Source organism: Burkholderia sp. SRS-25 (genome assembly GCF_004343765.1).
GTDB lineage: Bacteria > Pseudomonadota > Gammaproteobacteria > Burkholderiales > Burkholderiaceae > Burkholderia > Burkholderia contaminans.
The window spans coordinates 236,249-251,081 of record NZ_PTXM01000005.1; the positions used below are offsets into that span (position 1 = coordinate 236,249).

A 14,833-nucleotide genomic window follows, 5' to 3' on the forward strand; every position below is an offset into this window, starting at 1 on the left:
GATCCATGAATTCATCGTTCGACCCGCGCAGCCGCTGCATGCGACTCGCCGGGCGTCTGGCACGTCACCGGAATCGGCGTGCCTTCGAGTTGGAGCTGGTTCGGCAGCGTGTCGATCGTGCAGAGCGTGCGTTCGCCCGCCCGCACCGCCAGCGTGGATTTCGGCTGAACCTGGGTCAGGAACGCCGCACCGCCCTCGCCGACGATGCCGAGTTCCTTGCCGTTCGCCACGTCCTGCACCGATGCCCCGAACGGCAACGGCTTGCCGGCCGGGTCGGTCAGCGTCAGGTACAGGTTGCTGCCGCGCGCGGCGGAAAACTTCACGAAGCCGATCGCGCCGTCGGTCAGCACCATGCGCTGGATCGGGTTCGTCACCTGCACTTCGAGCGGCAGCTTCTCGACGTTGACGGTCGCGTCGTACACGTTGTACGGCGAGATGCCGTCGAGCACCGCATAGCCGCGCGAATCGGTACGCGAGAGCGTGCCGGACAGCGGCACATCGGGCACGCCGTCGGTCGACACCAGCAGGCGCGTATCGCCGGCATTGCCGTTCGCGTGCGCCGACACGCCGTATTGCGTCGCGACGAACGAGCCGTCGACTTCGAGCGATGCCGCCGCATACGCATTGGCGAGCGTCGACGCCTGCGCGGTCAGCTGATACGCGGACGAGCGCTGGCGGTAGCTCGCGTTCGCCGACGCACGCCCGTCGGTCGCGCCCGCGTTGACCTGGTAGGTACGGCCATCCGGATCGTCGTAGATGTAGCCCGCGTTCACGCTCGTGCTGCCGCTGCCCGTCGTCAGGTTCGACGTGACGGTGTGACGGCCGCCGATCGGCAACGTCGCGGTGACCGAGACCTGGTTGCCGCTTGCACCGGCGCTCTGCGTACGGAACGCCGACACGCTCACGTTCAGGTTGCGCAGCGTGCCGATCGAGAACGCCCGAGTGAGCGTGAGGCCGACACGCTGCTCGTTCGCACGTTCCCAGTAGGTCGTCTGGTCGTACGAGAAATAGGTCGATGTATCGCCGAAACGCTTCGACAGCGTCGCCGAGTAGCGCTGCTTGCTGTTGGCGAGGCCGTACGCGGTCGGGTCGCCCGAGAACTGCGCGAAGTTCGTGTATTCGCGCTCGGAGAAGCGATAGCCGAAGAAGCGCACGTCGGCATCGAGCCCGTCGAAGTGCTTCGAATAGTTGATGCGGTACGAATTGCCGTTGCGCGTCGCGCCGTTCCACCACAGCTTCGCCCGCGCATGCGTGACGTCGGCCGACAGCGCGCCGAACGCGCCGAAATCTCGGCCCACGCCGAGCGCGATCGACGTATAACCCGACGCCGCGATGAAGCCGCCGTACGCCGTGACGTCGAACGGCAGACCGTACGCGATTTCGCCGAAGCCGAAGAACGGCGTGATGCCGGCGCCGCCGAACTGGCGCGGCTTGCCGACGGCGGCCTTGTAGCGCAACTGCCCGGCGCGCGCGAGGAACGGCACGGCGGCCGTCGTCACCTGGAAGCGCTGCACGCTGCCGTCCTCTTCCTCGACCGCGACGTCGAGCGTGCCCTGAACGCTCGTATTGATGTTCTGCAGCGCGAACGCACCCGGCGACACGCGCGTCACGTACAACACGCGGCCTGCCTGTGAAACGGTCACGGTCGCGTTGGTGCGCGCGACACCCGAGATCAGCGGCGCATAGCCGCGCAGCGAAGGCGGCAGCATGCGGTCGTCGCTGCGGATCGACGCGCCCGTCAACGCGAACGTGTCGAAGATGTCGGAAGTCAGGTAGTCGTCGCCGAACGTCACCGTCGACTGGATCGACGGCAGCGCACGAAATGCATAAAGCCGGCTGAAGCGGAACGTGCGGTCCGCGTAGGCCGTATTGCCCACGTTCGATTGCGCCTGGTAGTCGCCGCGAAAGCGCCATGCATCCCAGTTCGCGCCAACCGTCCCGTAGGCCTGGATCGAATTCGTCTGGCTGCCGCCCGTACCGAAATTGCGGTTCGTGTTCGCGATCACGCGATAGTCGAGCATCGCGCCCGGAATCCCTTCGGACCAGCGCGACGGCGGCAGGTAGGTCGAGTCGGTGAACTCGAGCGCGGCCTGCGGAATCGTGATCTTGAGCCGTCCGTCGCTTTTCAGGTAACGCACGGTCGCCCCCTCGATCGCGCCGAGGTCGACGCAACGTCCGCCCTGGAAGCGCGGCAGGTCCTTCAGCAGCGACGGCTTCAGCCCGAACTGCGCGACGAGTTCCGGCGGCAGGCACGGCTTGCCCGCCCCCGACGTGTCGATGGCGATGAATTCAATTGCCTGCAGCCCGTAGAACAGGTCGTTGACCTGTACGTCGAGCATGTACTCGCCGGGCAGCGTGAAGTCCGCCTGCGAGAACTGCGACAGATCGACGTTGTTCGAGCCGTCGATGTTCAGGAACGACGAATTGAATTCCGTCGCATGGCTCTGGCTGCCGACAACCAGCACGGAGACGCAAAGGAAGGAATGTCTGATTCGCACGCGGTGCTACCGGAAGTCCAGGGAGGGGGAAAGGAGGAAAACGAACGAGGAAGGGTGCGCGCACCCTTCCCCGGTACGGCGGCTTACTGGTAGCGGACGGTGAAGTTCGCGACGCCTTCGGCGGTACCCGGCGTCACGCCGGCTGCGGTCGCTTCGTACATCGCAGCGAAGCGCGCGACGTTCGTGCCGTTCTGCAGCACGGTCGGCGCCTTCTGCTCGGCGCCGTTGTCGAGGTATTCACCCGACGCTGCCTGGAGGCGGATGCCGACGTTGGTCGCCGAACCGATCGTCGCGAGCAGCTTCGGCTGGCCTGCGCTCGACGTGCCCGTGAACGTGAAGTACGCGTTCTGCGCGACGCTCGTGTCGCAGTCGGTCAGCTTGATGTCGAAGTTGGTCGGCGTGGACTTGTCGCCAGCCTGCTTGAACACGTTGGTCGGCACCTTGCCGAGGTTCACGGTCTGGTTGACCGAGCCCGAATCGATGCCGCATGCGCCCGCGACGATCTCGCCCGTGAAGTTGATCGTGCCGGTGCCCGCTGCGAAGGCCGAGGTCGACAGGGCCGCGAGTGCGACAGCGGTCAGGATGGATTTTTTCATGACGTTTCCCGTAAGGACTGCAAATGGAGTAATTGACGTGACGGACACAAACGGCAGCGCATGGTGGCTTCCGTCCGACACGAGGCGGCATTATCGAGATAATCATGAAAGATTTCTGTAAATCATTGTCAAATGCTTCTGACAATGTTCGATTTACCCCTCTAAATTCTCACTATTTCTCGCCGATTTCGAATCCCGCTATTTTTATCCGCAGTCCTTTTTTGTTCTCCGGAAGCATTTGAAGATTAAAGATATTTTCGCCAGATAGACGACGCCACCCCGCTCCTCCTTGCTGGCATTGGCTCCCGCAAGATCCCTCCGGAAAATGACAAAACATTGTCCGGTACCGCCATCGTTGCCAATCGACAACGCCAATATCAAATCATTTTCAACAAACAGGAAATTAACAATCGACTCAATCAATACGATTCTTTCGCGCAAACGATTGCGCAACGAGTACAAACGTTTTACTGCGACACTTTGCCGCCCTCATTATTTCCAATACATTGATTAATTCGATCGTCAATTTCCGATCGTAAATCGCATGTCTGAGCGGTCGTCGGAACCCGATATCCGGCCCACATCGCATGGGATAAGGAAGGAGAAATGGCCCGCACACGTTTGCGCGGAATGGCGACACGAGCGGTCGCAAGACGAAGGCTGTACCGGAACGCACGCGTGCGTGTTGCTACACGACGAAAAGCGTCCTGGCCGGCCTGTCAGTGGGGGGAGATATCGCTGGAGCAGCGGGAAGGATCGAAGGAAGCGGCGGCGGCACGTGGAAGCGTACCGCCGCCGTCATCATGCCGCCCGACGCGTCGTCGCGTCAGGCGACGGGCATTACGCGGAAGCCGCGGCTTCCGCCGACGCCGGCGACCAACCGCCGCCGAGCGCGCGGTACAGCGTGATCGCATTCGCGAGCCTGAGCTGCTTGAGCCGGATCAGCTCCTGCCCCGACTCGTACGTGCTGCGCTGCGCGTCGAGCAGTTCGAGATACGTCGCCACGCCGCCCGCGTAGCGGCGCTCCGCGAGCTTCAGCCGAGCGCCGTCGGCCGCATACACGTCCTGCTGCGCGGCGAGCTGGCGATCGATCCAGTCGCGCGCGGCGAATGCGTCGGCCACTTCACGGAACGCGGTCTGCACCGTCTTCTCGTAATCGGCAACCGCGATGTGCTTGCGCGCGTTCGCGACGTCGAGGTTTGCGCGATTGCGGCCGCCCGCGAAGATCGGCAGCGTGATGCGCGGCGCGAACGTCCACACGCTCGTGCCGCCGCTGAAGAGGCTCGAGAATGCATCGCTGACCGAGCCGTAGTCGCTCGTCAGCGTGATGCGCGGGAAGAACGCCGCGCGCGCGGCGCCGATCTGTGCGTTGGCGGCCTCGAGCCGCGCTTCCGCCTGCCGGATGTCCGGCCGCCGTTCGAGCAGCGCACTCGGTGCACCGGGCGCCACGGGCGCGATCGACAGTGCGTCGAGCGCAGTCGTGTCATCCGGCACGTTGCGCGCGAAGTCGCCCGCGAGCAACTGCAACGCGCGCACGGACTGCGCATGCTCGCGCTGCAGTGCAGCCTGCGACGCGCGCGCGGACGCCACCAGCATCTCGGCCGAACGCAGCTCGATCGCGTCGCTCGTGCCGGCCGCATAGCGGCGCTGCGTGAGCGCGGCCATGCGTTCGCGGGTATCCAGCGTGCGCTGCGCCAGCGCGAGCTGTTCGTGCAGCGAGCGCTCCGATACATAGGCGCCCGCCACGTCGGCGATCACGCCGATGCGTACCGTGCGTTGCGCGTTCGCCGTCGCGAAATAGTCGGCGAGCGCCGCATCGGACAGGCTGCGCACGCGGCCGAACAGGTCGAGCTCGTACGCGCTGATGCCGACGCCCGCGCGATACAGCCCGCTGATCGCGCTTTCGCGCACGACCGGGTCGTACTGGCGCGTACGGTCATAGCCCAGATTCGCATCGACCGACGGCATCCGATCCGCGCGCTGCACGCCGTACAGCGCGCGTGCTTCCTCGAGGCGTCCGGCCGCGACCCGCAGGTCGCGGTTGTTCGCGAGCGCCGCGTCGATCCACGCCTGCAGCGCGGCATCGGTGAAGTAGGTGCGCCAGTCGTCGAGCAGCGCGGCGTCGGCGGGCGACACCTCGGCCGCCGGCGCGGCACTGCCGTCGACCGGCGTATAGGTCGCCGGCACCGGCGCCGCCGGCCGCTCGTAACGCGGCGCGAGCGTGCAACCGGCCAGCGCGAGCGCGGCGGCCAGCGCCACCTGGGCCCGCAGCGCGGCGCGTGCATTCAGCGCAAACATCATTGAGAACCCTCCATCGTCGCCGGCTGTGCCCCGCCGCGCCGGCGCGGGCCGACGTCGAACAGGTGGCCGACGATCACGAAAAACAGCGGGACGAGAAACACCGCGAGCACGGTCGCCGTGATCACGCCGCCCAGCACGCCGGTGCCGATCGCCATCTGTGCGCCGGACGCCGCGCCCGACGCGAACGCGAGCGGCAGCACGCCGACGCCGAACGCGAGCGACGTCATCACGATCGGCCGCAACCGCAGGCGCGCGGCTTCGAGCGCCGCATCGACGAGCGACATGCGCTGCGCGACCAGGTCCTTCGCGACTTCGACGATCAGGATGGCGTTCTTCGCGGACAGCCCGATCGTCGCGATCAGCCCCACCTTGAAGTAGATGTCGTTCGGCATCATCCGCAGCGTGACCCCGAGCACAGCGCCGATCACGCCGAGCGGCACGACCAGCATCACCGCGAACGGAATCGACCAGCTCTCGTAGAGCGCCGCGAGCGCGAGGAACACGACGAGCACCGACAGCGCGAACAGCATCGGCGCCTGCGCGCCCGACAGCCGCTCCTCGAACGACTGCCCCGACCACGAGAAGCCGGTGCCGGCCGGCAGCTTCCCGGCGAGCCGCTCGATCGCGGCCATCGCCTCGCCGCTGCTGTGGCCTGCCGCGGCCGAGCCGTTGATCGTGAACGACGGAAAGCCGTTGTAGCGCGTGAGCTGCGGCGGCCCGAGCGTCCAGTGCAGCGTCGTGAACGCCGCGAGCGGCACCATCTCGCCGCGCGCGTTGCGCACGCGCAGCTTCTTCACGTCGTCCGGATCGAGCCGGTGCAGCCCGTCGGCCTGCACGACCACGCGCCGCACCTGCGTGCCGTGCATGAAGTCGCCGATATAGTCGGAGCCGAACATCACCGCGAGCGTCGTGTTGATCTCGTCCATCGACACGCCGAGCGCGGACGCCTTCGCACGATCGATGTCGAGCTTCAATTGCGGCGCGTCCTGCGTGCCGGCGAACATCAGGTCGGTCAACGCCGGATCCTTGCGGCCCGTCGCAAGCAACTGCTCGCGCGCGGCGCTGAACGTCGCGTAGTCGAGCCCACCGCGGTTCTGCAGCCGGAAGTCGAAGCCGCTCGACGAGCCGAGATCGGGCAACGCCGGCGAGTTCATCGCGAACACCGTCGTGTTCGGCGTGCTCGCGAAGCGCTCGTTGATGCGCGCGACGATCGCCTGCACGTGCGCGTCTTCGCTCTTGCGTTCCTTCCAGTTCTTCAGCGTGACGAAGATCATCCCGCCGTTCGGCCCTTCGCCGTACAGGTTGAAGCCGCCGAGCGCATACGTGAACGCGGTCGGCTCGTCGCGGCGGATGGTCGACTCGACTTCCCGCACGCTCTGCATCGTTTCCGCGAGCGGCGTGCCTTGCGGCCGGATCACCATCACCATGAAGTTGCCCTGGTCCTCGTCCGGCAGGAACGCGGTCGGCAGCTGCGTGAGCATCAGCGCCGCCGCGCCGGTCAGCGCGCCGTACACGACGAGCCAGCGCACCGGCTTCTTCAGCATCTTGCCGACGCGCGTCGCATAGCGCTGCGTCGAGCGGGCGACCAGGCGGTTGAACCAGCCGAAGAAGCCGCGCTTCTCGTGATGGTCGCCCGACACGGGCTTGAGCAGCGTCGCGCACAGCGCGGGCGTCAGCGACAGCGCAAGGAAGGCCGAGAAGCCGATCGACACCGCGAGCGACAGCGCGAACTGCCGGTAGATGTTGCCCACCGCGCCGCCGAAGAACGCCATCGGCAGGAATACCGACGTCAGCACCACGGTGATCCCGATGATCGCGCCGCTGATCTGCTTCATCGCCTTGACGGTCGCGTCGTAAGGCCCGAGCCCCTCCTCGACCATCAGCCGCTCGACGTTCTCGACCACGACGATCGCATCGTCGACGAGGATGCCGATCGCGAGCACCATCCCGAACATCGTCAGCACGTTGATCGAGAAACCGGCCGCATACATCACGCCGAACGTGCCTGCGAGCGCGACCGGCACGACGAGCGTCGGGATCAGCGTCGCACGCAGGTTCTGCATGAACAGGAACATCACGAGGAACACGAGCACGCCGGCTTCGATCAGCGTCGTGACGACCTTGTTCATCGATACGCGCACGAACGACGACGTCTCGTACGGAATCTGGTACTTCACGCCCGGCGGGAAATACGCGGACAGCTCGTCCATCGTCGCGCGCACGCGCTTCTCGGTGGAGACCGCGTTCGAGCCCGGCGCGAGCTTGATGCCCATGCCGGTCGCGACCTTGCCGTTCACGTACGACGGATAGTTGTAGTCGTTGCCGCCGAACTCGATGCGTGCGACGTCGCGCAGGTAAAGCGCGGAGCCGTCGGCCCGCGTGCGAAGCGCGATCGCGCCGAAATCGGCAGGCGTCTTCAGCGGCGCGTCCGCGAACACGGTCGCCGCGATTGGCGCGCTGGCCGGCACCGCGCTACGCCCGATGTCGCCGATCGTCACGCGTGCGTTGTGCGCACGCACGGCCGACGCGATATCCGACGCGGTGAGGCCGTGCCCAGCCATCTTCACCGGGTCGGGCCAGATCCGCATCGCGTACTCGGCACCCCAGAACTGCACCTTGCCGACGCCCTCGACGCGACGCAGCGCCTGCACGACGTTCGCCGACGCATATTCGCCGAGCTGCACGTCGGTCATCCGCCCGTCGTCGGACGTCAGCGAGACCACGAGCTGGATGTTGTCGGCGGCCTTCTCGACCTGGATGCCGTCGCGTCGCACGGGTTCCGGCAGCCGCGCCTCGACCGTCTTCAGCCGGTTCTGCACTTCGACGGCCGCGAGATCGGCATTCACGCCCTGCTTGAACGTCAGGTACAGCGACGCCGCCCCGGCGCTGCTGGTGGCCGACGTGTACATCAGCCCCGGCGCGCCGTTCATTTCGCGCTCGATCAGCGCGGTCACCGATTCCTCGACGACCTGCGCGGACGCGCCCGGGTACGTCGCATAGATGCTGACGACGGGCGGCGCGATGTCCGGGTACTGCGCAACGGGCAGCGCGCGGATCGCGAATGCGCCGCCCAGCATGATGAAAATTGCGATCACCCACGCGAAGACGGGGCGATCGATGAAGAAACGTGCCATGGTGGTGTGGTGTTGACCAGTCAGGTTTGACGGGCGGCCGCCTGCGAAGCGGCCGCTGCCGGCGCGGCCTTCGACGGCGGCGCGTGCTCGACGGCCTTGACGGCCGTGTCGGGCGCGAACTGCGCGGCGTTGTCGACGATCACGCGCTCGCCGCCCGCGAGGCCGCGCGTGATGCGCCAGTCATGGCCGCTCATCTGGTCGGCCGTGACCTCGACGTCCTTGACCTTGCCGTTCGTGCCGACGACCCGCACCGACGTGCGGTCGGCCGTGCGCAGCAGCGCATCGCGCGGCACGAGGATCGCCCGCTGGTCGACCGCCGTGTCGAGCGCGATCCGCACATACGCGCCCGGCAGCAACTCGCGCTCCGGATTCGGGAACAGCGCGCGCATCGCGACGGTGTCGGTGGTCGGATCGACCGCGAGATCGCTGAACAGCAGCTTGCCTTTCAGCGGATACGCTGTGCCGTCGGCGCGCAGCAGCGTCACCGCGATGTCGTGCTGCGCGATGCCCGTCGCGCGCCCGCTCTTCACCGCGCGACGCAGTGCGTCGACGTCGGCGGCTGGCTGCGAGAAGTTCACGTAGATCGGATCGAGCTGCTCGACGGTCGTGAGCGGCGTCGCCTCGCTCTGGCCGACCAGCGCGCCTTCGGTCACGATTGCGCGCCGCGCGCGGCCCGCAATCGGCGCGGTGACGGTCGCGTAGTCGAGCTGCAACTGCGCGCGTGCGAGCTCGGCTTTCGCGGACGCGACCTCGGCCTTCGCCTGCGTGTCGGCCGCGACGGCCTCGGTGTGGTCGCGCTCGCTCACCGCACGATCGCGCACGAGATCGTCGTAACGGCGGCGCTTGTCGGTCGCCGCGAGCGCGGCGGCCTGCGCCTTCGCGAGCGCGCCCTGCGCGGCGTCGCGCGCGGCCTTCAGCGGTGCGGGATCGATGCGGAACAGCACCGCGCCCTGCTTCACTTCCTGGCCTTCCTCGTAGGTGCGCGCGGTCACGATGCCCGCGACCCGCGCACGCACTTCCGCCTGCCGGTAGGCGTCGAGCCGGCCCGGCAATTCGACGGTCATCGGCACGGCCGTCGGGCGCACCGTCACGACCGTCGCCTGTTTCGCGGCCTCCGGCGCGGCGTCCTTGTCGCCCTTTCCACATCCGGCCAGGGCCAGCACGGCCGCCAGCGCGAACGGCGCCAGTCGGTGGCGCAACAGGGAGCGATTGTTATTCATGTGTGACCTCGGATCGTTCGCCACCGATAAAATGCGGCGGCTCAGGGTGGCCGATTATAATCAGTCACGACTGATTAAATACACACCGCTTCAATCTGACCGTCACACTGTCTCAATAAAACGACAGCGAATTGTAAGGAATTTCAGGACATGGCCCGCAAGACCCGCGAAGAATCGCTCGCCATCAAGCATCGGATCCTCGACGCCGCCGAGCTCGTGCTGCTCGAGAAAGGCGTGGCGCAAACCGCGATGGCGGACCTCGCCGAGGCCGCCGGGATGTCACGGGGCGCCGTCTACGGCCATTACCGCAACAAGATGGAGGTGTGTCTCGCGATGTGCGACCGCGCGTTCGCGCGCACGTCGGAAGGCTTCGATGCGGGCGAAGGGCTGCCCCCGCTCGCCACGCTGCGGCGCGCCGCGTCGCACTATCTGCAGGAATGCGGCGAGCCGGGCCCGATGCAGCGCGTGCTCGTGATCCTCTATACGAAGTGCGAGCAGAGCGAAGAGAACGGCGCGCTGCAGCGGCGCCGCATGCTGCTGGAATTGCAGATGCTGCGGATCACGAAGGCGCTGCTGCGCCGCGCGATCGCGGCCGGCGAAGTCGCTGCCGATCTCGACGTGCACCTGGCCGCCGTCTATCTCGTGTCGCTGCTCGAAGGCGTGTTCGCGTCGATGATCTGGACCAACCGGCTGCGCGGCAATCTGTGGAACGACGCCGAGGCCATGCTCGACGCCGGCTTCGACACCGTGCGCACGTCCGCCGCGCTGCGAATCCGCGCGCACAAATTGCCGGACTGACGTAAATTGTCGTAATAAATGCTGATTTAACCCGATTTACCGCACTGCGAAACGAATGAGCTGACCCTCTTTAAAATTTTTAACGTTTCGCGGAACATCGGTAGACTGACGCTGTCATCTTTCTTTAGCGTCTTCGTGATAACCGGGTACGACCCGGCATGCACGCCGCCGTTCGAAGCGGGCACCGCCCCGCAGGTTGGGTCGAACGGAAACGACACAGGCCCCTGGCGGGGCCTGTTTTGTTGCACGCCCGCCGCCCGCCCCGTCGCCGTTCGACGGATGTGCCGCCGGTGGCCCCCGCCCACACCCCCTTTGAACCGCTTTCCTGGATGTGGACACCTTGGTCAAGTCTGCCGCTACCCCTGATGCTTTCGCGCCCGGCCGCGCGCAGCGCATTGCGCGCGCGCTCGTGCCGGCCGCCGTGCTCGGCGCCCTCGCCGCACTCGGCCTCGCCGCGCTGCCGGCCGTGTCGCAACTGCCGGGCGCCGTCGATTCGGGCACGGCCGCGCTGCCGCAGCGCGTGCTGTCCGACACGCCGTTCCCCACCGCGCAACATTTCGTGACGAGCGAACTCGCCCGCACGATCGGCGAGCGCAACGATGCGGGCGAACACAACGACCGCAGCCAGCAGCCGGGCCTGTTCGCGCCGCTCAGCGCGCACCGCAACGAGATGCTCGGCTATGCGAACCTGTTCCAGTTCGCGGCCCCTGAAAACCAGCACGGGATGCGCGCGGGCGACATCGAGCTCACGCTGTCCGATACGCTGAACCGTCTCGACGTGCCGCCCGAGGTGCGCATCCAGCTCGGCGATCTCGTCAGCGGCAAGGTCGCGATGCGGGCGAGCGCGCAGCGCGGCGACTATTACCGCGTCGCGTACGACACGAACAACGGCACCCCGCACCTCACCGCGCTGGAGCTGCGCGTTGCCGGCCGCACGTTCGGCGCGATCTGGTTCCGCGCGCCGGGCGCCGAGCACGGCGCGTACTACGCGCTCGACGGGTCGCCGCTCGAAGCCGCCGCCTTCACGATGCCGGTCAAGTGGACGCGCATCAGTTCGTTCTTCGGCGAGCGCATCCATCCGCTGTCGCAGGCGATGGCGTTTCACACGGGTGTCGATCTCGCCGCGCCGAGCGGCACGCCGGTCGATGCGGCGGCCGACGGCGTCGTGTCGTTCGTCGGCACCGATCCGGGCGGCTACGGCCGCTACGTGATCGTCGATCATGCAGATGGCTATTCGACGTACTACGCGCACCTGTCCGCGTACGCTCGCGGGCTGAAGGTCGGCGAAACCGTGAAGCAGGGGCAACGCATCGGCTCGGTCGGGATGACGGGCGCGGCGACGGGCCCGCATCTGCACTTCGAAGTGCGCGTCGCGAACGACCCGGTCGATCCGCTCGTCACGCTCGCGAGCGCGCAGACGGCGCTGTCCGACATGCAGCTCACCGCGTTCCGCCAGGAGGCGAAGCAATGGCGCTTCCGCCTCGCGTCGATCAACACCACGCCGTTCGCGTTCGCGCAGAGCGACGGGCCGCTGTGGGGCGATTTCGCGACCGGTCCGTCGACGCTGCGCGCGGTTTTCGATACGCACTACTCGGCGGAACGAAGCTGACTCTGAGGCACACGATCCTGGTGGTTGCAGAAGAGCGTACGGTCAAGTGCTCCGCCGCTCTTCTCCATACCGTCAGATGGTCACGGGCTTGAGCCAATGTTTTGGTGCGAGGTAAAGCAGACCTGCGCCCGATACCGCCTGCGGTATGCACTAACCCTCATGGTCATAGCGTCGGCGCAATGCCGGATCTCGTGTGATTCGCAACATGTCCACGTGCGCATCTAAATCGGTACTTCGAATTTGTTACGTGATACTCCGTCGAAAGAAGCTGTCCACCACGTAGCGCCGCTGCGGCCTGCAATCGCTCGAGCCCCTTCGGATCGCGTTGCTGTTCTCCGCGCCTGATTCGAGCACACTGCGGACACCATCCGCCGTCGACGATTCGAAGCCACAGCTTCCTATCGATGGCCTTCGGCACACTCCCATTCGTAATGCACAGCGATAGCGTTATACGTGTCGCCCTGTTTGACGGCAATTTCGAACAGACGGGCATACGCAACATCGGGCTTGCGACGTGTACATCCAGCAGAAGTACCTTGGCTCATTGCGTCTTCAGAACTGAGCAGTTCCCTGAAAACCAAGCGTCACGCGCGCGGTTGGAAAACCGGACGGCTTGTAGACAGGCGTACCCGCGAAGAGATCGTAACCGTATCCACCGAACCGAGTCGCGACACTTCCCTTGACGCCAATCACAGCACCCGCGAGCTGCGTGCCAACCAAGGCAACCGGCTCCGGCCCCCAGACCCGACCGTAGTCGAGACCAGCATAGGCCGCGAGCCCGGTCTGCGCGATGGGCACCTGCAATTCGTTGCGCCAGTAGAACCCGCGCGATCCCGCCAGCAGCGTTTCACCATCGAATCCCCGCACGGTATAACGACTGCCGATCGTGACGCTATCGAGGTATGAAACTGTATTGCCGGTGTACTGACCATGAAACGTCGTCACATATTTTAACGGCTGCGTACCGATGACGAACGGTGTCGACAGATTCGCATCGAGCACGACCATCTTGAATCTGTAAGTCTGTCCACCCTCCGCCGCGAACATGCTGTCGGTCGAGCCAAGCCAGCCGAGCCCCTGACGATAGGCAAGCGAGCCATCGAACTGCGACGAGCCGAAATAGTGCCGGTCGTTCAGCCCGAATTCGAGAAAGGTCGCGTTCTGATGTGACGACGGTATCGTCGTGCCTTCGATATAGCTGTCGCCGAAACGGCGCGTCAGGCGAACCTGTGCACCGAACACATCGTTCCGGCTGCGCGCCAACACACGATTGAGCCTGAAGTCGACCGTCTTCATGTTGCCGCTCGCAACGAACGTCTGGTTCACGGCCGCGAGTGGTTGAAAGTACGTACTGGTATAGGCCGAGAGAGTGCCGGTCCAATAACCCCAAGGAACCGAGTAGAACGCGTTCCAGCCGTGCGATCCGAAGCGCTTGTCGCCGAATTCCAGATCCTGGTTGAAGCCGACGTTGAAGATGTCATTGAGACCCAGCGGGTTGTCGATGCCAAGCGACACATTGCCTTGCAGCTTGCCGGTCGCGCGCGTACCGGAATTGTCGATGGACGCAACAACGGTCCACGGTTTGCTGCGCTTCACGTCGAGCACGACGTCGCTTTCGCCGGGCGTATCTCCGGGTGCAATCCTCATTGACACATCCTGACTTGAGACGCGCTTCATCTGCTCAAGCCCTTGCTCAATGTCGCGCAGGTTCAACACTTCGCCGTCGCGTGTCGGGAACGCGGTCTTCCACGTTCCGCGCAACTTCTCGTCCTCGAAACGCACGTGACGGATCACCCCCGGAATCAGGGCAAGCTTCAATGTACCGGTGGACAAATCCTGCTCGGGCACGAGTACGCGGGTCGTGATGTAGCCGCGTGCGAGGATGGCCTGCGACACCCCTTTGACGATCAGGTCGACACCTTGCTTGCCTACGCATTGGCCGGCATAGTACGCAAGCCAAGCGCGCGCAAAAGCGAAACGATCCAACGGTAAGGCGGATGCGCCCTGCACTTTCGCGGCGGCCGGTAACGAGTCGGGGACGTCGAGCGCGAAGCGGTCGATTCGAAAGCACGGTGATTCGGTCGGCAGTACCGGATAGGCTTCCGGGCGCGGCACGTCCGAGCGCACGCCCGGCGCCTGCACGGCGGCATCGCGCTGCTGGGCGTCGCGGCGCTGTTGCACCTGCTGGTTCTTCTCGGCATTCGCGCGGGCAGCGGCGGCCTGGTCGCTCGGAGACGGCGCCTGTTGTGCTTGCGCAGCAAGCGTGATCAGAGTAGTGATTGGCAAAACAGCTAGCCGTCTGGTCGTTTTCATTTAATTATTTTTTTGATTGACGGGAATAGACAGCAAACATCCCCTGTTATCGATATGGCACCAGCCATCAATTCGCATCAGCGCCCCAACTATAGTCGCGACTTAAATCAATCCCCCGCATTTCCGAGCCGGGCGTCTTGCCGCAACTTATCAATCAATTGATCCCACACATTCTCGTATAGCGGAAATGATTCCTCAGCCTGAGAAGCGGTTCTAGCCCGCGTCACAGCCGCCAGAAAAATTGACAGTCCGTTAGAATTCAACGATTCCGTTGAGATAAAGCTCATCCCTCCTTCTTCCATAGGAAGATAAACCTCATCCTTAACCCAAATGTCAGACAAGCCAAACTGATCACCGATTCTGC

The 14,833-nt window shown here is 65.2% G+C and carries 8 protein-coding genes; 2 read left to right on the forward strand and 6 right to left on the reverse strand.

What is annotated here, in order from left to right; genetic code table 11:
• Positions 1 to 11: 11 nt before the first annotated feature.
• The 5 genes from C5O79_RS07665 to C5O79_RS07685 all read right to left on the reverse strand — a co-directional run bounded on the left by C5O79_RS07665 (position 12) and on the right by C5O79_RS07685 (position 9,749).
• On the reverse strand, positions 12 to 2,465 hold the full coding sequence (locus C5O79_RS07665) for a fimbria/pilus outer membrane usher protein (RefSeq protein WP_046545671.1): 2,454 nt from the start codon (positions 2,463 to 2,465) through the stop codon (positions 12 to 14).
• A 116-nt stretch (positions 2,466 to 2,581) separates the two neighbouring features.
• Positions 2,582 to 3,094, reverse strand: coding sequence for a fimbrial protein (locus C5O79_RS07670; RefSeq protein ID WP_027787455.1), 513 nt, complete (start codon positions 3,092 to 3,094; stop codon positions 2,582 to 2,584).
• A gap of 840 nt (positions 3,095 to 3,934) precedes the next feature.
• Positions 3,935 to 5,392: an efflux transporter outer membrane subunit gene (locus tag C5O79_RS07675; protein ID WP_046546338.1), complete on the reverse strand. Its 1,458-nt coding sequence runs from the start codon at positions 5,390 to 5,392 to the stop codon at positions 3,935 to 3,937.
• Positions 5,392 to 8,529: a multidrug efflux RND transporter permease subunit gene (locus C5O79_RS07680; RefSeq protein ID WP_122473894.1), complete on the reverse strand. Its 3,138-nt coding sequence runs from the start codon at positions 8,527 to 8,529 to the stop codon at positions 5,392 to 5,394. Before C5O79_RS07680 ends, C5O79_RS07675 begins: the two co-directional genes overlap by 1 nt.
• A gap of 20 nt (positions 8,530 to 8,549) precedes the next feature.
• Entirely contained in the window at positions 8,550 to 9,749 is a 1,200-nt protein-coding gene (locus tag C5O79_RS07685) for a MexX/AxyX family multidrug efflux RND transporter periplasmic adaptor subunit (protein ID WP_122473893.1), read from the reverse strand.
• A gap of 150 nt (positions 9,750 to 9,899) precedes the next feature.
• Between C5O79_RS07685 and C5O79_RS07690 the strand changes: the two genes are divergently transcribed.
• Both C5O79_RS07690 and C5O79_RS07695 read left to right on the forward strand, forming a co-directional pair.
• A complete protein-coding gene (locus tag C5O79_RS07690; RefSeq protein ID WP_047850920.1) occupies positions 9,900 to 10,547 on the forward strand; it encodes a TetR family transcriptional regulator in 648 nt (215 codons plus the stop codon).
• A gap of 340 nt (positions 10,548 to 10,887) precedes the next feature.
• Positions 10,888 to 12,156: a M23 family metallopeptidase gene (locus C5O79_RS07695; RefSeq protein ID WP_122473892.1), complete on the forward strand. Its 1,269-nt coding sequence runs from the start codon at positions 10,888 to 10,890 to the stop codon at positions 12,154 to 12,156.
• A gap of 552 nt (positions 12,157 to 12,708) precedes the next feature.
• On the opposite strand, the gene C5O79_RS07700 is transcribed toward C5O79_RS07695, so the two are convergent.
• Complete coding sequence (locus C5O79_RS07700) at positions 12,709 to 14,469, reverse strand: ShlB/FhaC/HecB family hemolysin secretion/activation protein (RefSeq protein WP_122473891.1); 1,761 nt, start codon at positions 14,467 to 14,469, stop codon at positions 12,709 to 12,711.
• Positions 14,470 to 14,833: the final 364 nt, after the last annotated feature.